The organism is Microbispora triticiradicis, from assembly GCF_005864065.1.
GTDB classification, from domain to species: domain Bacteria; phylum Actinomycetota; class Actinomycetes; order Streptosporangiales; family Streptosporangiaceae; genus Microbispora; species Microbispora triticiradicis.
On the sequence record NZ_VANP01000001.1, the window covers coordinates 129430 to 151911 of the forward strand.

The 22482-nt window shown below is 70.5% G+C and carries 21 protein-coding genes and 1 tRNA gene; 14 read left to right on the forward strand and 8 right to left on the reverse strand.

Annotated elements, in window-relative coordinates; translation table 11 throughout:
• Positions 1-240: 240 nt before the first annotated feature.
• Positions 241-1242 carry a hypothetical protein gene (locus tag FED44_RS00630; protein ID WP_138459403.1) on the forward strand — a complete coding sequence of 334 codons (1002 nt, stop codon included), beginning with the start codon at positions 241-243 and terminating at the stop codon, positions 1240-1242.
• 268 nt (positions 1243-1510) lie between these two features.
• Here the strand turns inward: FED44_RS00630 and FED44_RS00635 are convergent.
• Positions 1511-1595: transfer RNA gene (locus tag FED44_RS00635), tRNA-Tyr, on the reverse strand.
• A gap of 147 nt (positions 1596-1742) precedes the next feature.
• Here FED44_RS00635 and FED44_RS00640 point away from each other — a divergent pair.
• From FED44_RS00640 to FED44_RS00680, 9 genes are all read left to right on the forward strand, one after another.
• Positions 1743-2228 (forward strand): GNAT family N-acetyltransferase, encoded by a 486-nt coding sequence (locus FED44_RS00640; RefSeq protein ID WP_244301645.1) that lies wholly within the window; start codon positions 1743-1745, stop codon positions 2226-2228.
• A 54-nt stretch (positions 2229-2282) separates the two neighbouring features.
• Positions 2283-2774 (forward strand): YajQ family cyclic di-GMP-binding protein, encoded by a 492-nt coding sequence (locus FED44_RS00645; RefSeq protein ID WP_111697993.1) that lies wholly within the window; start codon positions 2283-2285, stop codon positions 2772-2774.
• A gap of 162 nt (positions 2775-2936) precedes the next feature.
• Positions 2937-5534 carry an MFS transporter gene (locus tag FED44_RS00650; RefSeq protein ID WP_138459404.1) on the forward strand — a complete coding sequence of 866 codons (2598 nt, stop codon included), beginning with the start codon at positions 2937-2939 and terminating at the stop codon, positions 5532-5534.
• Complete coding sequence (locus FED44_RS00655; RefSeq protein ID WP_138459405.1) at positions 5531-6352, forward strand: YceI family protein; 822 nt, start codon at positions 5531-5533, stop codon at positions 6350-6352. Before FED44_RS00650 ends, FED44_RS00655 begins: the two co-directional genes overlap by 4 nt.
• Positions 6353-6385: 33 nt before the next feature.
• On the forward strand, positions 6386-6898 hold the full coding sequence (locus FED44_RS00660) for a MarR family winged helix-turn-helix transcriptional regulator (RefSeq protein ID WP_111697995.1): 513 nt from the start codon (positions 6386-6388) through the stop codon (positions 6896-6898).
• A gap of 109 nt (positions 6899-7007) precedes the next feature.
• On the forward strand, positions 7008-7928 hold the full coding sequence (locus FED44_RS00665) for an ABC transporter substrate-binding protein (RefSeq protein ID WP_111697996.1): 921 nt from the start codon (positions 7008-7010) through the stop codon (positions 7926-7928).
• Positions 7925-8764: an amino acid ABC transporter permease gene (locus FED44_RS00670; protein WP_138459406.1), complete on the forward strand. Its 840-nt coding sequence runs from the start codon at positions 7925-7927 to the stop codon at positions 8762-8764. Before FED44_RS00665 ends, FED44_RS00670 begins: the two co-directional genes overlap by 4 nt.
• Positions 8761-9501, forward strand: a complete 741-nt coding sequence (locus tag FED44_RS00675; protein WP_138459407.1) for an amino acid ABC transporter ATP-binding protein — start codon at positions 8761-8763, stop codon at positions 9499-9501. Before FED44_RS00670 ends, FED44_RS00675 begins: the two co-directional genes overlap by 4 nt.
• 58 nt (positions 9502-9559) lie before the next feature.
• Complete coding sequence (locus FED44_RS00680) at positions 9560-10099, forward strand: helix-turn-helix domain-containing protein (protein ID WP_161628125.1); 540 nt, start codon at positions 9560-9562, stop codon at positions 10097-10099.
• Between the two features lie 4 nt (positions 10100-10103).
• Here the strand turns inward: FED44_RS00680 and FED44_RS37945 are convergent, their stop codons facing one another.
• The 5 genes from FED44_RS37945 to FED44_RS00705 are packed head-to-tail and all read right to left on the reverse strand — an operon-like array spanning position 10104 to position 16363.
• On the reverse strand, positions 10104-11165 hold the full coding sequence (locus FED44_RS37945; protein WP_138459409.1) for a peptidase C39 family protein: 1062 nt from the start codon (positions 11163-11165) through the stop codon (positions 10104-10106).
• An 8-nt stretch (positions 11166-11173) separates the two neighbouring features.
• Positions 11174-12922 carry an ABC transporter ATP-binding protein gene (locus tag FED44_RS36975; protein ID WP_138459410.1) on the reverse strand — a complete coding sequence of 583 codons (1749 nt, stop codon included), beginning with the start codon at positions 12920-12922 and terminating at the stop codon, positions 11174-11176.
• Positions 12919-13758: an ABC transporter permease gene (locus FED44_RS00695; RefSeq protein ID WP_138459411.1), complete on the reverse strand. Its 840-nt coding sequence runs from the start codon at positions 13756-13758 to the stop codon at positions 12919-12921. The genes FED44_RS36975 and FED44_RS00695 overlap by 4 nt, the downstream gene beginning before the upstream one ends.
• The gene (locus FED44_RS00700; RefSeq protein ID WP_138459412.1) at positions 13755-14714 is read right to left on the reverse strand and encodes an ABC transporter permease; all 960 of its coding nucleotides are present in this window, start codon (positions 14712-14714) and stop codon (positions 13755-13757) included. The genes FED44_RS00695 and FED44_RS00700 overlap by 4 nt, the downstream gene beginning before the upstream one ends.
• Complete coding sequence (locus FED44_RS00705; protein ID WP_138459413.1) at positions 14711-16363, reverse strand: ABC transporter substrate-binding protein; 1653 nt, start codon at positions 16361-16363, stop codon at positions 14711-14713. Before FED44_RS00705 ends, FED44_RS00700 begins: the two co-directional genes overlap by 4 nt.
• A 319-nt stretch (positions 16364-16682) precedes the next feature.
• On the opposite strand from FED44_RS00705, the gene FED44_RS00710 reads away from it, so the two are divergent.
• Positions 16683-17258: a pyridoxamine 5'-phosphate oxidase family protein gene (locus FED44_RS00710; RefSeq protein ID WP_138459414.1), complete on the forward strand. Its 576-nt coding sequence runs from the start codon at positions 16683-16685 to the stop codon at positions 17256-17258.
• A 36-nt stretch (positions 17259-17294) separates the two neighbouring features.
• Here the strand turns inward: FED44_RS00710 and FED44_RS00715 are convergent, their stop codons facing one another.
• The gene (locus FED44_RS00715; protein WP_138459415.1) at positions 17295-18158 is read right to left on the reverse strand and encodes a M48 family metalloprotease; all 864 of its coding nucleotides are present in this window, start codon (positions 18156-18158) and stop codon (positions 17295-17297) included.
• Between the two features lie 90 nt (positions 18159-18248).
• On the reverse strand, positions 18249-19166 hold the full coding sequence (locus FED44_RS36980) for a 4Fe-4S binding protein (protein ID WP_244301646.1): 918 nt from the start codon (positions 19164-19166) through the stop codon (positions 18249-18251).
• A 164-nt stretch (positions 19167-19330) separates the two neighbouring features.
• Here FED44_RS36980 and FED44_RS00725 point away from each other — a divergent pair, with 164 nt between their 5' ends.
• The 3 genes from FED44_RS00725 to FED44_RS00735 all read left to right on the forward strand — a co-directional run bounded on the left by FED44_RS00725 (position 19331) and on the right by FED44_RS00735 (position 22463).
• Positions 19331-20071, forward strand: coding sequence for a ComEA family DNA-binding protein (locus FED44_RS00725; RefSeq protein WP_208758775.1), 741 nt, complete (start codon positions 19331-19333; stop codon positions 20069-20071).
• A gap of 111 nt (positions 20072-20182) precedes the next feature.
• The gene (locus tag FED44_RS00730; RefSeq protein ID WP_133305991.1) at positions 20183-20443 is read left to right on the forward strand and encodes a hypothetical protein; all 261 of its coding nucleotides are present in this window, start codon (positions 20183-20185) and stop codon (positions 20441-20443) included.
• Between the two features lie 37 nt (positions 20444-20480).
• Positions 20481-22463: a hypothetical protein gene (locus tag FED44_RS00735; protein ID WP_138459416.1), complete on the forward strand. Its 1983-nt coding sequence runs from the start codon at positions 20481-20483 to the stop codon at positions 22461-22463.
• The last annotated feature ends 19 nt before the right edge of the window (positions 22464-22482 follow it).

Here is a 22482-nt window from a genome sequence, read left to right on the forward strand (position 1 = left end):
CGATCATCGGGTCGCAGAGATCTCGAAAGAGACGGTGAGTGATGCCCTCTCTGTGTTTAGGCCACCTGGATCTCTTGCGCTGAGGGACGATTGGGTGGAAGATGACCTCTGCTACGGGATCTGTGGAAGCACCCGGATCACCAGCGAACTCCACCTTCATGTTCATAACTTCATGCAGGCCGCTCGTCGGCCCCTCTTCGGCGTGGGCGGACAAGTGGCAAACAAAAGGGAGGCTTTGCCATGCCCACCGCAAACCAGGGACAGCACCTCGCGTTCGTGGCACAGGTCACGCCCAGCAAAAGCCGTGTCTTCAAGGTGATGGATCACGGGTCTGGGCCCGTACTTGAGGCGCTGGTCACCTTCCCGCGGGAGGAGGTTGCAACTTCGGTGGCCGTCGAGCTGAACGGTGTCCTTGTTGGGAGATACCTGTCGGTCAAACGAGTCCGCCGTCTCCTCATCGACGCACCGGACAGTGTTCGCTCGTCGATCGAACAGCTTCTTCCGTTGCTCGAGCAGGTTCGGGAGACGGAGGCTTCTGCGGTCGCCCTAGCAGAGGCCATCCTGCAGCAGTCAGGTCCCGCATTCGCCTCTTTTCCAACAGCTCACTGCTTCTCCGCCTGCCCTGACTGTGGAGAGGAGTGCGCCACAGACTGCATCGACTGCTACGGGTGCCGGCATGGCGAATGCGACAACTGCTTTCAGCCGGACATGACCCCTCGTACCGCTCTTGCTCTCCACACAGCTGCTGAGATTTACGCAGACCAGGCTTATGAGGTCGCAGAGGAACTCGGTCACCCCAGCCTTGCCGCGAGAGCGAAGGTCGATACCTGGCCTCTACTTCCCGCAGTTGCAGCTGATCAGCATTTCGCACGCAGGATGGCTCGATCATTCGACGACCTTGCCAATGACCTCGCGCTAGGGCGGCTCCCCCTCCCGTCATGCACCTCTGAAGAGATCGCTCTCTGGCGGATCATCGACTTCGCGAGAGAGTTGGCAGAAGATTCCGATCTCGGAATAGATCCCGAGGAGATCGCGCAGCTTCCTCAGTCGCGCTTCGACTACGACTGGGGCTGGCTTACCGAGGTCCTGTACCAGGATCATGACTTCCTTGATCTCATGAGCGCAGAGGTTACTGAAGAGGGCCTCAACGAGATCTGGCGCTCGGAGGAGTGGATCGAGGAGTACTTCGAAACGTTTGGCAACGTTCCTGGCCGAGACCCGCGCAGAGGTTTCCGCCACTGAAACAGCTGAGCCCTCGACCATCCGTGGTGGAGGGCTCAGTCCACGCCCTCCCTACAGACGTAGACCTTCATTCAGTGCCTCGGCCACACACTCGTTGGCTTCAGCGCGGCCCATCTGCGCAATGCATCCCTCGACCTGGGAAGACACCACCAAGATCATTGCACGCATATTGGTGGACCGACGACAGACGGGGGCTCAGGGTGGCCTACGGCTGCACAGGCCCGGAAAGCAGAAGAGGCCCCGGAGGGCCTCTGAGCTGCTGCTTTGCTGGTGGCAGGTGCAAGGTTCGAACTTGCGTAGGCTGAGCCGACGGTTTTACAGACCGCTCCCTTTGGCCACTCGGGCAACCTGCCGTGTCTTCCGCTCGCCGCGGCGACAGGTAGAAGAATAGCGGACTTCCCGGGTGCACGTGACATGGGTTCCGTCCGGGTCGCTCCTGGACAGCGGCGGGTCCGGAAACCCAGGAGCGGGTGCGGCAGGCCGGCGGTCATAGTGGGACGGTGATCAGACAGGCCGAGCCGGCGGACCTCGCGGCCCTTCCCGAGATCGAGCGAGCGGCGGACGGGATGTGCGCGCCGCTCGGCATCGTCTTCCCGCCCGGCACCACAGTCGTCGAGGAGTGCGACGATCCCGCGCGTGTCATCGTGGCCGGTCGGCCGCCGGTGGGGTTCGCCCTGCTCGGGGTGGTCGACGGCCTGACTCACCTCGAACAGATCGCCGTGCATCCCGGCCATGCCGATCAGGGGATCGGGACCCGGCTTCTGGAGGCCGTCTTCGCGACTGTCGCCGCCCCGCAAACAACAAACAGGGCGGTGACGCTGACGACGTTCCGGGACGTGCCATGGAACGCGCCCTGGTACGCGCGACGCGGCTTCCGCGTCATCCAGCCCTCTGAGTGGGGGCCGGAACTCAGCGCGCTGGTCGAGCACGAACGGGCGCTCGGCATAGAGGTGGCGCCCCGCGTCGTGATGAGGAAAGACCTCTGATCCCGGCGGGGCCCACTAATCTCGAAGGGCAACGGAGAGAGGACACGGACACCGATGGCCGACAGCAGTTTCGACGTGGTGAGCAAGATCGACCGGCAGGAGGTCGACAACGCCCTGAACCAGACGGTCAAGGAGGTCGGGCACCGCTTCGACTTCAAGGGCACGGGCGCGAGCATCTCCTGGTCGGGGCAGAAGGACATCGAGATCAAGGCGAACAGCGAGGAGCGGGCCAACGCGGTCCTCGACGTCTTCAAGGAGAAGATCGTCAAGCGCAACCTGTCCCTCAAGATCCTGGACGCGGGTGAGCCGAAGCCGTCCGGCCGGGAGTACCGCCTGGTGGTGGCCCTCAAGGAGGGCATCGACCAGGAGAACGCCAAGAAGATCTCCAAGCTGATCCGGGACGAGGGCCCGAAGGGCGTGAAGGCGCAGATCCAGGGCGAGGAGCTCCGGGTCAGCTCCAAGAAGAAGGACGAGCTCCAGGAGGTGATCTCCCTGCTCAAGGGCAAGGACCTCGACATCGCCCTCCAGTTCGTCAACTACCGGTGATACCGGTCACAGCCGAAAACCAGCGCTAAGGCCCTGACCTGCGGGTTCAGGGCCTTTGTCGTGTCTGGACACCCCCACGGTTATGACCATTTGGTTGCCCCAAGCAACGATCAATGTAATGATTGCTTAGGGAAACTAAGTTCAAGCACAGAGGGGCGTTTGATGGCGAACGCGATGACCAGGGAGACGCCGCCGGGCGCGGCGGCCCCCGCGATGACGCACCGGGAGATCCTGGAGGCGCTCTCAGGTCTGATGCTGGGGATGTTCGTCGCGATTCTGTCGTCCACCGTCGTGGCGAACGCGCTCCCGACGATCACGGCGGAACTGCACGCGGACGAGACGACGTACACGTGGGTGATCACCGCGACGCTGCTCGCGACCACGGTCTCGACGCCGATCTGGGGCAAGCTCGCCGACCTGTTCAGCAAGAAGTTGCTGATCCAGCTCGGGCTGACCGTGTACGTGATCGGCTCGGCGATCGCCGGCCTTTCGCAGAACCCCTCGATGCTGATCGCGGCGCGGGTGGTGCAGGGCCTCGGCGTCGGCGGCCTGACCGCCCTCGCCCAGGTCATCATGGCGGCGATGATCCCGCCGCGGGAGCGGGGCCGCTACTCGGGTTACCTCGGCGCGGTGTTCGCCGTCGGCACGATCGGCGGACCGCTCATCGGCGGCCTGATCGTCGACACCTCGTGGCTCGGCTGGCGCTGGTGCTTCTACGTCGGCGTGCCGTTCGCGATCATCTCGCTGATCGTGCTGCAGAAGACCCTGCACCTGCCGGTGGTCAAGCGTGACGTGCGCATCGACTGGGGCGGCTCGGTCCTGATCGCGGCCTCGGTCTCGCTGCTGCTGGTCTGGGTCTCCTTCGCGGGCACCAAGTACGACTGGCTGTCGTGGCAGACCGGCGCGATGGTCGGCGGGGCCCTCGTGCTCGCCGCGCTGTTCCTGCTGGTGGAGACGAAGGCCAGGGAGCCGATCGTCCCGCTGCACCTGTTCCGGGTCCGTACGATCAGCCTCGCCGTGGTCGCCAGCGTCCTGGTCGGCGTGGGCATGTTCGGCGGCACGACCTTCCTCAGCCAGTACTTCCAGCTCGCCCGCGGCGAGACCCCCACCGTGGCCGGCCTGATGACGCTGCCGATGATCCTCGGTCTCGCGCTCTCCTCCACCGTCTCCGGGCAGATCATCACCCGCACCGGACGCTGGAAGGTCTTCCTCGTCTCCGGCACGTTCTTCCTCACCGCCGGCTTCGCGCTCATGGGCACGCTGCGGTACGACACCGACTACTGGCTCGTCGCCGTCTTCATGTTCCTCGTCGGCGTGGGCGTCGGCATGAGCCAGCAGAACCTCGTGCTCGCCGTGCAGAACCAGGTGCGCGCCGAGGAACTGGGCGCGGGCAGCGCGGTCGTCGCGTTCTTCCGCTCCCTCGGCGGCGCGATCGGCGTCTCCGCGCTGGGCGCCGTGATGGTGAACCGCGTCCGGACCTACCTGCAGGAGAACCTGGCCGCGATCGGCGTCGACGGCACCGGCGGCGAGAGCGGCACGATTCCGAAGCTCTCCGCGCTCCCCGCGCCGATCCGGACCGCCGTGGAGGGCGCGTACGGCCACGGGATCGGCGACCTGTTCCTCTACGCCGCGCCGGTCGCCTTCCTCGCGCTGATCGCCGTGCTGTTCATCAAGGAGGTCCCGCTGCGGACCAGCGCGCACACCGTCCAGGCCGAGGCTCCGGCGGAGCCCGAGCCCGCCCTGACGGAGCCCGCCCGCGGGAGGAACGGCTCCGCGCCCGGCCGCCACGCGCAGCGCGACCGGCAGACGCCCGTCACAGTCGGCGTAGAAACAACCGGGACCGACACGACCTCGCCCAACGGCTTCGGCGCCGTCCCCCACCACCTCGAGACCCAGCCTTTCGCCCCCGAGCCGTCCGTCCTCACCGCCACGCGCGAGCATCCGTACGCGAGCGTCGCGGAGACCGAGGCGTACGGCGCCGGCGGCGGCCGGAGCGGTCAGGGCGGTGTGGAGATCCGCGGGCTCGTCACCGGCCAGGACGGCGTGCCCGTGGGCCGCGCCGTGCTCACGCTGATCGACGTGCGCGGCCACCAGCTCGGCCGTACGGTCACCCGGGACGACGGCGGCTACGCGCTCGCGGCTCCGGGCGGCGGGACGTATGTGCTGATCGCGTCGGCCGGCGACCGGGACCCGCAGGTCGCCACGCTGGTCGTCGGCGAGCAGCCGGTGGACTTCGACATGGTGCTCGCGGCCTCCGGACGGCTCGTCGGCACCGTACGCGGCACCGACGGCGGGCCGGTCGCCGAGGCGATGGTCGTGGTGACCGACGTGCGCGGCGAGGTCGTCACGACCGGCGCGACCGACGCCGAGGGCGGCTTCTCCTTCTCCGGCGTGGTGGCCGGGACCTACACGCTCACGGTCAGCGGCGCGGCGTACCGCCCGGCGGCGGTCCCGATCGAGGTGCTCGGCACCGGGCAGACCCGGCAGGACATCGTGCTGCTGCCCGGCGCGCGGGTGCGCGGCACGGTCCGCGTCCGGGACGGCGTGCCGCTGGCGGACGCCAGGGTCACCCTGCTCGACGCCGCGGGCAACGTGGTGAGCGTGGTGACCACCGGAGAGGACGGCGAGTACGCCTTCACCGACCTCACCGGCGGCCGCTACACCGTCGTCGCGACCGGTTACCCGCCCGTCGCGAACTCCCTGAACCTCGACGGGCAGGGCGACGAACCGTACGACGTGTGGCTGGGGCACCCGGAATGAGCACGTCCACGACGGTCCCCCGGGGACTGCACGCGTCGGTTCGGACCCCTGACGGCTGGGCCGTCCAGCACGCGATCGTCACCGTGACCGACACGGCCGGGCGCCAGGTCGCGCGGGCGGAGGCGGACGCCGACGGGCAGGTCGCCACCGCCCCGCTGGCCCCGGGTGTCTACACGGTGGTCGCGACCGCGATCGGGTACGCGCCGGCCGCGTCCACCGCGATCGCGACCGCCTCGGGGGCGGCGGAGGCCGGCACACTCGTGCTCGCCCGCCAGGGCGGCACCGAGCTTCCGCCGCCTGGGGTGTGGACGATCGACCCGGCGCACTCCAAGGTGTCGGCCACGGCCCGGCACCTCGGCCTGAGCAGCGTGCAGGGGCGGTTCACCGAGTTCTCCGGCCGGATCGACATGGGCGCCACGCCGGAGGAGTCGTCGGTCGTCGCCGAGATCGTGGCGGCGTCCATCGACACCGGCAACGGGATGCGCGATGATCACCTGCGGTCGGCGGACTTCCTCGACGTCCCGGAGCATCCGGTCATCACGTACCGGAGCACCGGGCTGTCGCCGGCGGGCCCGGACCGGTGGACGGTGCACGGCGTGCTGACGCTGAGCGGCGTGAGCCGCCCGGTCGATCTCGACCTCGCGTACCTCGGCACCGGCCCGGATCTGTGGGGCGGGCTGCGGGCGGCCTTCCGCGCGGTCACCGAGCTGCGCCGGGAGGACTTCGCGATGACGTACAACCATATCGTCCAGGCCGGCATCTCACTGATCGGGGCGACGCTGAAAGTGGAGCTGGACATTCAGGCGGTGCGCGGGTAGACCCTGCCACAGGCAGTCAGGAGGAGGCAGGCCATGACGGAGACGGGGACCTCTCTCCGGCCGCCCGCGGCCGAGACCCAGGAGGGACAGGAGACGGTTCAGGAGGCGCACGAGGCGTACTGCGCGGTCGAGCGGCAGCTCGCCATCCTGCTCCGGCGCTCCCAGGCGTTCTCCGCCGGGATGGGACGCAAGGTGCATCCCGAGCTGGACCCCGGCGCGTACGGCCTGCTCGTGCGGATCGACCAGAGCTCGCCCATGCGCTCCAGCGATCTGGCCGCCTATCTGCGGGTGGGCCGGGCGACGATCAGCCGCCAGCTCAAGGTGCTGGAGGAGCTCGGGCTGATCGTCCGCAGCCCCGACCCCGAGGACGGCCGCGCCCACCTGCTGGCCCTCACCGAGGAGGGGCACAGACGGCTCCACGACGCGCGGGCGGCGCGCCAGGGACAGCTGCGTACGCTGCTCGCCGCCTGGCCGGAGGAGGACGTGCGGCTGCTCGCCGGGATGCTGGAGAGGTTCAACACACTGACCGAGGGCATGCACCCCTGACTCCGGAGTCCCAGCTGTTACCAGGAGACCTCACCCTGTGACAAAAGCGTCATAACGTGCCCCTAAACTGCGCCTCTGTACAGTTCACGTACTAGAGCGAGGAGGCCGCGTGGCTCCCTGGTCCACTTATCGGCAAGCGGCGGGCATCGGCGCGGCGGCGCTGGCGACGGTCCTCCTGGTGACCGCCTGCGGGGGCGAGTCGGGCGGCTCGGACTCGGCCGCGACGGCCCCCGCCGGCCCGAACACCGTCGCCCTCATCAACGGCGGCAAGATCACGACCTGTACGAACATCCCGTACGAGCCGTTCCAGTTCAACCAGGGCGACAAGGTCGTCGGGTTCGACGTGGACATCGTCGACCTGGTCGCCAAGAAGCTGGGCGTGACGCAGGACATCGTCGACATCGACTTCGCGGCGATCAAGAGCGGCGCCGCGCTCAACTCCCGCAAGTGCGACGTGGCCGCCGCCGGCATGACGATCACCGACGAGCGCAAGCAGAACCTGCTGTTCTCGGAGCCGTACTTCGACGCCACCCAGGCGCTTATGGCCAAGAAGGGCAGCGGGGTCACCTCGCTCGACGACGTCAAGGCCAAGAACCTCAAGCTCGGCGCGCAGGCGTCGACGACCGGTCTCGACTACGTCAAGGGCAAGGGCTTCGAGCCGATCGAGTTCGCCGACTCGCCCAAGGAACTGCTCGGCCTGCAGACCGGCCAGGCGGACGTCATCGTGCAGGACCTCCCGGTCGTGCTGACGTGGCTGAAGAAGCCCGAGATCGGGGCCAAGTTCGAGCAGGTCGCCAGCCTCGACACCGGTGAGCAGTACGGCATCGGCATGAAGAAGGACAACACGGCGCTCAAGAAGGTCATCGACGAGGTTCTCGCCGCCGCGAAGTCGGACGGCACCTACAACGCGATCTACAAGAAGTGGTTCGGGACCGAGCCGGGCGCCGCGACCGGCGGCGCCTCGGACGGCGCCACGACCGGTGAGAGCCCGGCCACGACCGGAACCGAGTCGCCCGCCGCAGGATCATGAGTGCTGTGAGCGAACAGGAGGCGCCCTCCCCCGCTGAGCCCCGCAAGGGGCTCAGCCCGCGCCGGAAACAGCGCATCGGCCGGGCCGTCCAGTACGCCGTGCTGGTGGTGATCCTCGTCGTCCTGGCCGCGCTGGCCGACTGGAAGGCGATCGGCGAGTCGTTCCTCAACCTCGACGTCGCCGGCGAGGGCCTGCCCGACCTGTTCACGGTGGCACTGCGCAACACCGTGATCTACACGCTGTCGGGCTTCGCCCTCGGCTTCGTCCTGGGTCTGGTGCTGGCCCTGATGCGGCTGTCCTCGGTCGCGCCCTACCGGTGGCTGTCGGTGACCTACATCGAGATCTTCCGTGGTTTGCCGATCCTGCTCATCTTCCTGATGATCGGCAGCCTCCCGCTGGCGTTCCCCGGCTTCCAACTCCCCGGCGGCGTGTACGGCAGCGCCGCGCTGGGGCTCGGCGTCGTCTCTGCGGCGTACATGGCGGAGAACTTCCGGGCGGGCATCCAGGCGGTGCCGAAGGGGCAGATGGAGGCGGCGCGGTCGCTCGGCATGCCGCATATGCGGGCGATGATCTCGATCATCATCCCGCAGGCGATCCGGATCGTGCTGCCGCCGCTCACCAACCAGCTCGTCATGCTGCTGAAGGACTCCTCGCTGGTGCTGATCCTCGGCGTCACGGCCGCCCAGGTGGAGCTGGCGAAGTTCGGCAACGACCAGTCCTCCACGTACGCCAACCCCACACCGATCCTCGTGACCGGTCTGACGTACCTGCTGATCACGATTCCCCTCGGGTATGTCGCGAGGCGGATGGAAGCGCGTCAGGGAGCGGGCCGATGAGCACCGTCGAGATCAAGGACCTGCACAAGTCGTTCGGCAGCCTGGAGGTCCTGCGCGGCATCGACTTCACCGTCGAGAGCGGCCAGGTGGTCTGCGTGATCGGGCCGTCCGGCTCGGGGAAGTCGACGCTGCTGCGCTGCGTCAACCTGCTGGAGCAGCCGACCTCCGGCAAGGTGATCGTCGACGGCGTCGACCTGACCGACCCGGAAGTGGACATCGACGCCGCCCGGCGGCGGATCGGCATGGTGTTCCAGCAGTTCAACCTGTTCCCGCACCTGACCGTGCGGCGCAACGTCACGATCGCCCAGGAGCGGGTGCTCAAGCGGCGCCGGGACGAGTGCGACAGCGTCGCCAGGGAGAACCTGGAGAAGGTCGGCCTGCTGGAGAAGATCGACGCCTACCCGCCCCAGCTGTCCGGCGGCCAGCAGCAGCGTGTGGCGATCGCCCGCGCGCTCGCCATGAACCCCTCGCTGATGCTGTTCGACGAGCCGACCTCCGCCCTCGACCCCGAGCTGGTCGGCGACGTGCTGTCGGTCATGCGGCAGCTCGCCGAGGACGGCATGACCATGCTGGTCGTCACCCACGAGATGGGCTTCGCCCGCGAGGTCGCCGACCGGGTGGTGTTCATGGACGGCGGCGTGATCGTCGAGGACGGACCGCCCGAGCAGGTCATCGCCGACCCGCAGCACGAGCGGACCCGCGAGTTCCTGCGCCGGGTGCTGCACCCCGGCGTCTGACGCCCGGAGCGCCCCCTTCGTGGAACAATGGCGTACTTCGACAAGGGGGATGGGCGGGGTGGGCGCGCTCTCGGAGCAGGTGCGGGCGGCGATCGCGAGCAACGTGCGGCACGCGCGGCACACGCGCGGGCTCAGCATCCGCGACCTGGCGGACCGCTCCGGCTTCAGCAAGGCGCTGCTGTCGCAGATCGAGCGCGGCCTGGCCAACCCCACGGTCGAGGTGCTGGCGGGGCTGGCCGAGGCGCTCGACCTGTCCTTCGCCGATCTCACCCGGACGCCGCTGTACGAACCGCAGGTGATGCGCCGCGCCGGCGACGACGCGGCGCGCACCCTGCTCAGCTCCCTCGACCGGCGGCGCTTCGACCTGTACGAGACGCCGCTGCCGCCGGAGCACGCCCACGAGAGCGCGCCGCACGGGCGGGGGTCGGAGGAGTTCGCCTACGTCCTGTCCGGGTCGGTGACCCTGGAGGTCGCCACGTACGAGGTCCGTCTCGAGGCGGGGGACGCCGTGCGGTTCTCGGCCGAGGCCGAGCACGGCTACCGGACCGGCGCGGAGCCGGCCCGGCTGCTGACGCTCGTCTCGATGCCCTCCGACTGACCCGCTACCCGAGGGCGATCATGCTCCGGTAGCTCGGCCGGCCGTACCACGCGAGCCGGTCCAGCGTCGCGGCGGGCAGCGGCAGGTCGAGCGCGTCGAGGTAGGTCTCACCCAGATGGGCGTCCGTCCAGGGGTCGTTGACGTGGAAGACATCGCCGTCCACCCCGTGGACGGCGATCCAGTGCGGGCAGCTCTCGTCGTGCATGCCGAGCTGCTCGATCAGCACGAGCGCCACCCCGCCGCCCTCGACCACCGCGCGGAGCCGGTCGAGGTCGAAGGCGACGGTCTCCACCTCGATGCCCCTGCGGGACAACTCGGCGCGGAACCCCGTCTGGATGAAGCGCCGCAACTCGCGCTCCTCGTCCGTACGGCACAGCTCAAGCAGGGTCGGCGCCTCGGTGGACAGCAGCACCTCCGGCCTGACGCCCCGGCCGGCGGCGGCGAGCGCGAGGCCCAGGGGGTCGCAGCCGGCCACCGTGGTCGCCTCGCGCCACAGCCGCAGCTCCTCCTCCCGGGAGGGCTCGCCCCCCAGCCCCAGCCCGGCAAGGGCCATCTGCAGCGCCACCGGCCCGCAGGTGAAGTCGGTGGTCTGCCGCATGTACGGCAGCGCCCGCGCGGGGGGCCGGTCGCGCCAGCACACCTGCCCGTAGCCGGTCTGCGGGGCGCCGACGACCGGGCCCGCCCAGGTGGGCACCGGCACCTCCCGGTAGCCCCGGCCCAGCGAGCGTTCCCATGCGACGTCCCGCGCCCCGAACGACCGCTTGACCGCCACCGCGCCCTCCCGCCAGGCGCGCTCCTCGACGGTGCGCACGAGCGTGTCGGCGACCGCGTCGTCGGACGCCCACACGTCCACGATCTTCCGGTAGGCGGTGAGCGGCCTGTGCACCTCGAAGGCGGCCCCGGCGAGCATCCCGTCCTCCGTACGGGCCGTGACGAGCGTGCGCTCCTGTACACCGCCCGTGAGCCGCCAGCGGCGCATCAGGTCGGCGGGCACGGCGTCGAGTCCGTCGGCGACGGAGGCCACGTCCCCCGTCACGGGCAGCACGTCGACGCGTAGTTCGGTCATCAGGATCTTCACTCCGCTCGGCTCGCCGCGGGCACGGACGCCAGCAGCCGTTGGGTGTACTCGTGGGCCGGGTCGTCGAGCACGCCGCCGACCGGCCCGGTCTCGACGACCCGGCCGCGGTGCATCACGTACACGCGGTCGGCGACCTGCCGCGCGACGGCCAGGTCGTGGGTGATGAACAGCAGGGTCAGCCCCAGGTCGCGGCGCAGGTCCGACAGCAGGTTGAGCACCTGCGCCTGGACCGATACGTCGAGCGCCGAGACGGGCTCGTCGCAGACCAGCACCTCGGCGCCGGGAGCGAGAGCCCGTGCGATCGCCACGCGCTGACGCTCGCCTCCGGACAGCGCGCGGGGCCTGCGCCGCGCGTACGCCGCGGGCAGGCCGACCAGGTCGAGCAGGACGGGCACCTCCGACCGGGACCGACCGGCCGCCTTGAGCGCCTCGGCCAGCGAGGCGCCGACGGTGAGGCCGGGGTTCAGCGCGGAGTACGGATCCTGGAACACGTACTGCACCCGCCTCGGGCCGGTGGCCCCGCCGCCGAACTCGACGCCTCCTCCGTCGGACCGTTCGAGGCCGACCACGCACCGCGCGAGCGTGGTCTTGCCGGAGCCGGACTCGCCGACCACCGCGACCGCCTCCCCCGCCGCGACCTCCAGGTCGACCCCGTCGAGTGCCGGCGCGGCCGAGCCGGGGAACCGCTTGGTCAGCCCGCGTACGGTCAGCAGCGCGTGCGAGGCGCCCGCCTCCGGAGGAGCGGCGGCGGCGGAAGGAGCGGCAGGAAGGGGCGCAGCGGCCGGGCGCACGTCCGAGGGCCGCACGCACGCCGCCCGGTGCCCGCTGTTTCCTCGGCCATGGGCGACCTCCGCCAGCGCCGGCTCGGCCGTGCGGCACGCCTCGACCGCCAGATCGCACCGGTCCTCGAAGGCGCAGGCGCCGATCACCGCGTACGGCCTGGGCACCGAGCCGGGGATCGTCGGCAGCGCCGGCAGGCGGTGGGTGACGGGCGGGTCGCAGGCCGCCAGCCGCGCCGTGTAGGGGTGCGCGGGCCGGTCCATCACCTCGGCCGCCGGGCCCTCCTCGACGAGCCGCCCGGCGTACATCACCATGATCCGGTCGGCCCTGGCCCGGGCGAGCCGCAGGTCGTGCGTGATCAGGATGAGGCCCATCCGATGCGCCCGCTGCAGCCCGGCGACGAGTTCGAGGACCTCGTGCTGGGTGGTCACGTCCAGCGCGGTGGTCGGCTCGTCCGCGATCAGCAGGCCCGGGCCGGCGGCCAGCGCGGCCGCGATCGCCACCCGCTGGCGCATGCCGCCGGAGAGCTGGAAGGGGTAGCGTCCGGCGACCTCCGCGGGCAGTCCCACCTCGGTCAGCAGGCGGGCGACCCCGGCGGCGTGGCCGGCGCGCGGCAGCGCCCATCCGATCTGCTCGCCGCAACGGTGCACCGGCGACAGCGAGGTGAACGGGTCCTGGAGCAGCAGCGCGATCCGTGATCCCCTGATGCGCTGCCAGGTCGTGCGCGCGGCCAGGTCGTACGCCTGCCCGGACAGCTCCAGCCGTCCGGTCGCGTGCACGCCCTCTGGCAGCAGGCCGGTCAGCGCCCTGGCGGTCATCGACTTGCCCGAGCCGGACTCGCCGACGATCGCCACGGTCTCCCCCGGTGCCACCGTCAGGTCGACTCCCGCGACGAGGATGCCCGCCGCCGAGGTCACCCGTACGTCGCGGGCGTCGAGCAGTGGAATCACCACGCCTTCTGTCATCGGTCGACCACCCTGCGGTCGAGCAGTTCCGACAGCCAGTCGCCGAGCAGGTTCACCGCGGTGGCGGTGAGGATGATCAGCACACCGGGCACGACGGCCGCGAGCGGGTTGTCGCCCAGCAGCGCGCGCCCGTCGGCGAGCTGGCGTCCCCAGTCCGGCGCCCCGGGCGGCACGCCGAGCCCGAGGTACGACAGCGAGGACAGCGCGACCAGCGCGAACGCCACGTTGAGCAGGAGGTTGGCGACCACGATCGGCACGATGTTGGGCGCGATGTGCCGGAACATGATCCGCGTCGACCGGATACCGAGGATCTTGGCCGACTCGATGTAGGGCCGGGGTGTCTGCTCCATGACCGCTCCCCGCACGAGCCGCACGTCGGACGGCGAGAACAGCACGATGAGCACGGCGACCGTGATCCAGTAGCCGCGCCCCACGAGCCCGGCGACCACGATGGCCAGCAGCACGGACGGCAGCGCCAGCAGCAGGTCGGCGTAGCGGCCTGCCAGCATGTCCACAATCCCGCCCCGGTAGCCCGCGAAGGTTCCGAGCAGGACCCCGATCACCATCGACCCCACGGCGACCACGATCGGGCCGGCCAGCGCGGAGCGGGCGCCCGCGAGCGAGAGCTGCAGGATGTCGCGGCCGAGCTGGTCGGTGCCGAACAGGTGGCCCTCGACGCCGGCACCGACCACGCCCAGGTAGACGTCCTGGTCGAGGGCGTGCGGCGCGAGCAGTTCCCGGCCCGCCGCGCACACCGCGACGGCCGCGAGCACGACGGCGGACAGGATCGCCACGACCGGCGGCCGCCGCTTCAGCCTCCGCTTCACCGGCTTCATCGGCGCACCGCCCTGGCCCGCACGCGCGGATCGATCGCGAGGTACGACAGGTCCACGGCGAGCGCGGTCACCGACACGACCAGCGCGACGACGAGCGTCAGCGCCTGCACCACGGGGACGTCCTTGAACAGCACCGACTCCTCCATGAGCGAGCCGAGGCCGGGCAGCGCGAAGGTGACCTCGATCAGCACGGTCCCGCCGAACAGGTAGGCCACCATCAGGCCGAGACTGGTCACGATGGGGATCGCCGCGTTGCGCAGCACGAGGCGCAGCACCCGTCGCTCGGACAGGCCGCGTCCTCGGGCGAACGTCACGTAGTCCTGGTCCAGCTCCCGGATGACCGCCGCCCTGGTCAGCTTCACCACGAAGGCGCCGAGCCCGAACGCCAGCGCCACCGCCGGGAGGACGAGATGCCAGAGGGCGTCGAGGAACCCCTCGCCGGTGCCGTAGACGGGGAACCAGCCCAACCCCAGGGCGAAGACGTACAGCAGGATCAGGCCCACCGCGAAGCCGGGCGCGCTGACGCCGACGACCGAGGCTGCCACGATCACGCGGTCGAGCGGCCGTCCGCGCCGTACGGCGGTGGCGATCCCGGCCGGGACGCCGGCCAGGACCGACAGCAGGAACGCCAGCCCGGCCGTGGCCGCCGTGACGCCGGTGCGGTCGAGCAGCAGCGGCCCGACCCGCCCTCCGGTGCGGATGGATGTGCCGAAGTCACCGGTGACCGCGTGGGACAGCCACCACCAGTACTGCGCGAGGAACGGCTCGTCCAGGTGGTGCAGCTCGCGGATCCGGGCCAGGGCCTCCGGCGTGACGTTGCGGGTGCCGAGCAGGTTGCGGGCGACGTCGCCGGGGGCGAGGTACAGCAGCGCGAAGACCAGCAGCGACAGCGCGAGCAGCAGTGCGAGCGTCGCGGCGGCCCGGCGCAGCGCGAAGGCGAGGACGGCGCGGTTCACTTAGCCGCGTAGACCTGGCCCGGCCAGTCGGCCAGCAGGGTGTAGGAGGTGTAGTCCTTGACACCGATCGCGCTGCCGAAGGCGGTCGCCGCCTGGCCCCACCACAGCGGCAGGTACGCGAGGTCGGCGGCCTGTGCGGTCTGGGCCTCGATCAGCAGTCCGGCCCTCTTCTCCGGGTCGGCCTCGGCGGCGGCCTTCGCCATCGTGGCGGCGATCGTGTCGCCGGCGTACTTGGCGGGGTTGCCCTCGCCGAGGAACCAGGTCGCCAGCTCGCCGGGGTCGCCGGTGGTGTTGAAGTACCACATGTAGCTCAGCGGCGGGAACCCGTTCAGCTCCGCCAGCCACTGCTCGATCGGCAGTTCCTTCACCTCGAGCGTGATGCCGATCTTCTTCAGGTCGGCGGCGAACGCCTGCGCGGCCGTCCCCAGGTGCGGGCCGGTGTTCGGGTAGGACAGGCTCGCGCTGAACCCGTTCGGCACCTTCGACTGCGCCAGCTCCTGCTTCGCCTTCCCTAGGTCGTAGGCGTACTGGGGGACGGCGGCCAGGCGCTGCGCCGCCTCCTGCGGCGTCCAGAGCCCGCCGAACTGCTCGGGCGTGGACAGCGCGGTGGCGACCTGCCCCCGGCCGCGGAGGATCTTCTCGACGATCGCCCGGCGGTTCACCGCGTGGGCGACCGCCCTGCGGACGTGCACGTCGTCGAACGGCGCGGCCTTCGTGTTGAAGGTCAGCCCGGCGTAGGAGCGGTCGGGCGCGTAGACGACCCGGGTGCCGGAGGCGCCCTCCCACTGGCGCGACTGGGCCAGCGGCACGTTGAGCGCCACGTCGGCCTTGCCGGCCTTCCACGCCAGCAGGCGGGTGTTCTCGTCCGGCACGAACTCGAACCGGATCTTCGCGATCTTCGGCCGGGTTCCGTGCCAGGTGTCCACTCGGGAGAACTCGACGTAGGAGTCGGGGACGAATCCCGTGACCTTGTACGGCCCGGTCCCGACGGGGAGCGACTGCGGGGTGCCGAATCCGCTCTTGGCGTTCTCCCACACGGCCTTGGGGGCGATCCACAGGGCGTCGGCGTTCGACGGGAGCCAGGCGAACGCCACGTCGGCGGCCTTGGCGGTGAGGGTGATCTCGGCGTCCCCGGTCTTCTCGGCCTTCTTCAGGTTGGCCCAGTAGGCCGCCGTGGCGGGCGAGACCTTCGCGTCCCCGGCCATCTCGATCGAGTGCAGCACGTCGTCGGCGGTCACCGGGGTGCCGTCGTGGAACCGGGCGTCGGGGCGGAGCCGGTAGACGTAGGTGGTCGGCGACGTGCGCTCGACGCTCGACGCCAGGGCGGGGACGATCTTCCCTGTGGTGTCGACGCCGACGAGCCCCTCCATGCAGATCCCGGCGACGTAGTAGTTGAGGATGCCCGACTCCTGCCCGGGATACAGGTTCGACAACGATCCGGGCAGCGACACCCGGAGCACCTCGATCTCCTTGCCGGTGTCCGCGCCGGCGGCGGCGCTTCCGCTCGACGCCTTCGAGCCGGCCGGTGAGGACGGCGCCGCGCCGCATGCCTCCAGCAGCGCCGCGGCCGACAGCACGGTCATGCCGGTGACCGCCGTCCTGAGGAATCCCCGGCGGGTGTGGACGCCGCGCTCGTCCGTTTCTGCCATGCCACGCCTTCCCTGTGACCTGGCTTGTCTACCAAGCCTCCCCAAGTGGATAGAAGTAGTAAACACCACATGAAGCCGGATCTTCCATACCTTTCCCGACTAAATGTGTAGAGATCTTGCGTGGCTCATTCGTGACAGCACCTTGGCGGCCTCAAGCTTTGGGACCCTGGACTGGGCGAAGGCCGGCGAGACCTACCACGTCGTCGTGCGCACCCTCGACACTGGCACGGCGCCACCGCCAAGCTGAACTCCTTCCGGGTGAAGTCCAGCGTGTGGACGGGGTGGCCGCCCGGCGAGTGATCCGGGTTATCGTGCCGATATGGGCAAGGTTTACGAGAAGCTCACCGACCGGCTGCGCGAGTTCATCTCCGCACAACCCGTCTTCTTCGTGGCGACGGCCCCCGAGCAGGGTGGCCACGTCAACGTATCGCCCAAGGGCTACGCGGACACCTTCGCGGTCATCGACGACACGACGGTCGCGTACCTCGATCTCGACGGCAGCGGCGTCGAGACCATCGCCCACATCCGCGACAACGGGCGCGTCACGCTGATGTTCTGCGCCTTCGCCGGGCCGCCGAAGATCGTGCGGCTCTTCGGCACCGGTCGGGTGGTGACTCCCGGCGACGCCGACTTCGCCGGGCTGCTCACGCTCTTCGGGCCGCACCCGGGGGTGCGCTCGGTCATCGTGGTGTCCTGCGACCGCATCGCCGACTCCTGCGGCTACTCGGTGCCCTTCATGGCGTACGAGCAGGACCGGGCGCTGCTCGACGACTGGGCCGGGCGCAAGGACGTCCAGCAGCGGCGGGACTACCGCGCCAAGAACAACCGGGAGAGCATCGACGGCCTGCCCGCGCTCGGCCCCGAGGAGACAGACCCGGTCCGGCAGCACTCCTGAACGCCGCCGGCGCCGGGCCGCGCTCTCGGCGCCGCGTCAGCGCCGGTAACCGGCCATCCGCTCCAGCCGGGCGATCCGCGCGGCGACCGGCGGATGCGTCGCGAACAGCCGGCCGAGCCCGGCGCAGCGGAACGGGTTCACGATCATCATGTGGCCGGCGGAGGCGAGCCTGCCGTTCTCCGGGAGGGGAAGCCGGCGCGCCTCCATCTCGATCTTGCGGAGTGCCGAGGCGAGAGCCAGCGGGTCACCGGTCAGCCGTACGCCCGCGTCGTCGGCGGCGAACTCCCGGGACCGCGAGATCGCTATCTGGATCATGGTCGCCGCGACCGGGCCGAGGATCATCACCAGGACGGCGCCGAGGAACCCCGGCCCGTCGTCCTTGTCCCCGGAGCCGGAGCCGAAGCCGGAGAACAGGCCGACGTACCCGAAATAGGTGATCATCGTGGCCAGCGCGCCCGCGACGGACGAGATCAGCGTGTCCCGGTTGTTGATGTGCGACAGCTCGTGGCCGAGCACCCCCTTGAGCTCGCGCTCGTCCAGCAGCCCGAGAAGGCCGTGCGTGACGCACACGGCGGCGTCACGCGGGTTGCGGCCGGTCGCGAACGCGTTGGGCTGCATGGTCGGCGACAGGTACAGGCGGGGCATCGGCCTGCGGGTCTCCGTGCACAGCTCGCGGACGACCCGGTAGAGCTGCGGCTGCTCGACCTCGGCCACGGGCCGGGCCCGCAGGGCCGACAGCGCGATCCTGTCTGCCGTGAAGTAGGCGACGCCGCAGGTCGCGAGTGCGACCACGACGGCGATCCGAGCACCGGCGCCGCCCCCCAGCCAGACCCCGGCCGCCAGGAGGAACGCGGACAGCGCCCCCAGCAGGACCGCGGTGCGCAGGCGGTTGTGGTGCACGCCTCCTCCTCACGGTTGGGTGCGTCCAGCCCTACCAACGCGCAGGTCCTGGGCGAACGTTCCCCGTGAGGTGCTCCGGCGTGCGAGAGGTCAGCTCTCCCCCTCGGGACCACCCTTCTCACCGGGTTGCCGGGACTTCTTCGGCAGTGAGCCGGGCGGCCGGATGGAGCGGACGTCGCGCATGGCGCGCGGCGGCTCGCGCCGGGGGCGGTTCCCGGGGCCGCCCGCGGCGCCGTTCCCGGACCCCTGCGACGCGCCGTTCCCGGGACCGCCCGCGGTGCCGTTCCGGGGACCGTTCGCGGGTTCGGTCCCGCGCGCGGGTTCCTTCCCGGGAGCGCCGGGGCGCTCCGCCGCGCCGCCCTCCGGCGCCCGGCCCGCCTCCGGGCCTGCGGGCTGCGTGGTCCCCTGTCCCGTGGGCCGCCCCGCGGCCTCCTCCGCGACGGACGCGCCCTCGTCGGGCCCCTTCGCCGGCCCCGTGACCGGCGGCCGGGCCGCCTGCCCGCGCGCGCCCGCCGACGGCCCCTTGAGCGGCCCCTTCGGCGGCTCGGCGCCGACCTCGTGCCCAGGCGGCGGGGGCACGGTCGCGACCCACTCGCCGAGCCTGTCCTTCTCGTGCAGGAGGTCGCGGACGTCGTACTCGGCGTACTCGAACTCCGGCGACCAGAACAGCGCGTCGAACGGGCACACCTCGACGCAGATGCCGCAGTACATGCACAGCGAGAAGTCGATCGCGAAGCGGTCGAGCACGTTGTGGGCGCGCGGGCGCCCGCCTCCCGGCGCCGGGACCGTCTCCTTGTGCGAGTCGATGTAGATGCACCAGTCAGGGCACTCGCGCGCGCAGAGCATGCAGACGGTGCAATTCTCCTCCACCAGAGCGATCACGCCCCGGCTGCGCGCGGGCAGGTCGGGGCGGACCTCCGGGTACTGCCCCGGCTCCGGCCCGTACGGCGCCTGCCGCGCGATCGCGGCCGGATCCCCGCCCGGTCCTTCTCCTGGTACGCACGCCATACCTCATTTTCGCGCACCGTATCGCGCACTGTGGACGGCGGCCGGGCGCACGGCTCCGTCCCCGTGGTTTTCCACATCGTCCACAGCCCAGTCCCCAGGGTTGTCCACAGGACGGGTGGAAGAAGGGCACGCACAAACGGCGACGAATCCGTATCGTCTGGACCATGAACGGCTATGGGGGACCGGGAGGCTACCCTCCCGCACCACAGGGACCACCGAATCCCTACTACGGGGGCTATCCGCCGCCGCCACCGCAACCGCCGTCCGGCGCCGCCAGCGTGTTCTGGGCGCTCGTCCCGCTCTTCACCTGCGGAGCGGGCACGCCCTTCACGATGCTGTACGCCGCCGTCCGGCGGCGCAGCGCCGCGCTCGGCCTGTCCGCCGCCGGATACGCCGCGCTGACGGCGGCGTGGCTCTACAACAGCGTGGTCTACGAAGACGTCCCCACCCCGTGGCCGGCGACCGCCGCCATCGTGATCGGCGCTCTCGGTCCCTGGCTCGGCGGGACCCTGCATTCCTTCCTGATCAGGAAGCGGGTCTTCGGCCTCGCCTCGCAACCCTCCACGCTGAACGAGCACGCACTGGCGGTCGCGCAGCACCGGCGCACGCTGCGGCAGCAGGCGAGGGAACTGGCCGAGCGGGATCCCGCGATGGCGCGCGAACTGCGGATCGGGCGGCCCGACCTGCCCCGGCAGTACGACGACGGAGGCCTGGTCGACCTCAACCGCGCTCCCGCTCCGATCATCGCGAGCCTGCCGGGGATGACCCTCGCCCTCGCCGACCAGGTCGTACGGGTCCGAGAGCAGGTGGGCGGTTTCGTCTCGGCCGAGGACGTCTCCGCCGCCGCGTCACTGCCTCCCCACCTCACCGCCGATCTCGCCGAATACGGCATCTTTCTCTCATAAACGCCCCGATTCCGGCCGCCGCCACATATCACTGGTTATTCGAGATGCGTTTCTCTAGGCTGCGAAGTGCTCCTTGCGCGTTTCGTCAGCCGCGACAGCCGGAGGGCACCAGTGACGGCACCGGAAATCGCCGAGTGCAGAGCGGACATGGCCGCGGCCGGCGCCGCCGCGCGGGACATTCTCGATGCGCTCGGCGCCGTGCCCCCGATGTTCGGCGACCACACCTGGCAGGGCCCGGCGGCCGATCAGTGGGCCGCCGGCTGGCAGGCGCGAAAGGTCCAGCTCACCAAGCTGCTCGACGCCGTTCTCACCGAGCAGCCACATCTCGTCGCCCGTGTCGAGGAGGCGGAACGCCGGAGGGCCGCCTCATAACCCGTCGTCACGGAGTTCGCCGGGGAGAGGGGACACAATGGGGGAATTCGTCGGGGTCGATCCCGAGAATCTGAAGGAGCTGACCAAACGGCTGGAACATCTCCACGACCTGCTCGCCCGGCAGGGCCCCGCGATTCACCAGAAGATGCAGAAATGGGGCAGTGAACTCAGCTTCGCCTCGCTCTCCCGCCTGATCGCCGCCGCGCTCGACGACGTCCGCGACATGGACGCCCGTACGACCAGGGCGTACGAACTGGCCAGGGAACAGGGGTGGAGCGTCATGACCCGGGCCCCGGGCGTGCTCGGGCCGGTCTTCACCCGTCCCCCGGTCGTACGGCTGGACTGGGAGGCGACGGGGCGGAGCGGCGACCAGGGCAGGCGTGACGCCGAGGCGCTGACCGCCGCCCTCGCGGCCAAGGACCCCGAGGCGGCCCGCGCCGCCCTGTCGATGTTGCCCGAGCACCTGGAACGTCACCTCGCCGACAAGGACTACCAGGCGGCCTTCTGGGCGGGCGCCGGGCCGCTCGCCGTACAGGCCGCCCGCACGCTGTACAACCGCACCGGACCGGCCCTGTTCAGCGCGGAGAGCGTGGGCATCCTGCGGGCGCTCGGCGCCTCGCTGGCCGCCGCGAGCCGGATGCGCGTGGGCACCGGCAAGGAGAGCCGTCCCCTCCTCTCCACCGCGGCCCGCGACGCCATGACCCGCGGTTCCGACCCCTGGTCGGCCGGCATGCTGGCCAAGTACGGCCCGGACGGCCGTTCGTGGGACCCGCGCCTGCTCGCCGACCTGACCCGGACCATGCTCGACGCCCGCGCCGCCGGCAAGACGATCTGGCCTCCCGCCCGCGGCGAGGCGGAGACCGACACCGGCGCCACCCGTCACCAGCGCCTCATGGCGGAGTTCGACGCCGTCGGGGCCGTCCTGCGACGGGCCGCCGAGAACGGCGTCGCGGCCCGCCACGTGCTCGGCGACCCCGCCACCGGCCTCAGGTACACCCGCATGCTGGTCAGCGACTCCTGGCACACCCCCGGCTACGATCCCGGCCGGTTCCTCAGCTCGTACGTGCATCCGGGAGGCGCGCTTCCCCCCGTCGGCCGGGTGGACCTCTCCACTCCTGTGGGGGCCTTCCTCAAGGCCGCCGTCTCCGCCGAACGCGGCACCTCCGCCGACGCCGAGGAGTCCGCCTGGTCCGTCGTCCACATCGTCCAAGCCACCGCCGACTTCGCCACCGCGAGTCCCGACCGAGTTCTTCCCGACCCGATCCGCGCCTCGCTCGCCTTCGCGGCGGCCCGCTACCTGCCCGACTTCGCAATGAGCGCGGGAAGACCATACGGGTCGGGAGTGATCCCGCTCGGGAACCACGACGGCAACCCATGGGTGGCCGTCGCCGACGGCTCTCAGCTGGAGCTGTTCTTCCCGGCAGCACTGCACGGGTCGAAGGAGTACCTTGCGTTCAAGGCGCTGATGGATACCAGAGTGTCGGCGGCCGTGGCCGCGACCGTCAAGGATCCGTCCGACGCCGACTACCTCAGCGAGATGGCCGGACTCTTCGGTCTTGTGGAGCGCACCCAGGCGGACCAGAACTTCGCCGAACACGATCGGCAGGACGAGGAAGCGGAACGAGGCCAGTTGCTCCTCGCGATGTTCACCGGCGGTTTCGGCGCACTGAGCTTCGAGAAGACATGGGGTCCGGGCGTCATGACGCAGTTCCTCACCGGAGTCGGGGGGCCGGTGGTGGACGACGCACTGGACACCGACCACAAGTGGAAGGCCCTGCAGGACAACGCCGCCGGCTTCAGGAAGCAGGTCCTTCATGTGGAGCTGCCGGTCGTGCAAGGGTTGATCGACGCCGGCGCGCTCCGCCCTCCCGAGGACGCGACGTGGTTCGCCGACGGCCGCCTCAGACCTGATCCCTCGTTCACGAGCTGGCTCAGCAGGCATGCGGAAACCCGGTACGGGGGGAGGCGGCTCGAGGACTGGATCAAGGAGGCTCAGCTGGCGATGAGGTTGCAGCAATGACTGGATTCCTGCGACGCTC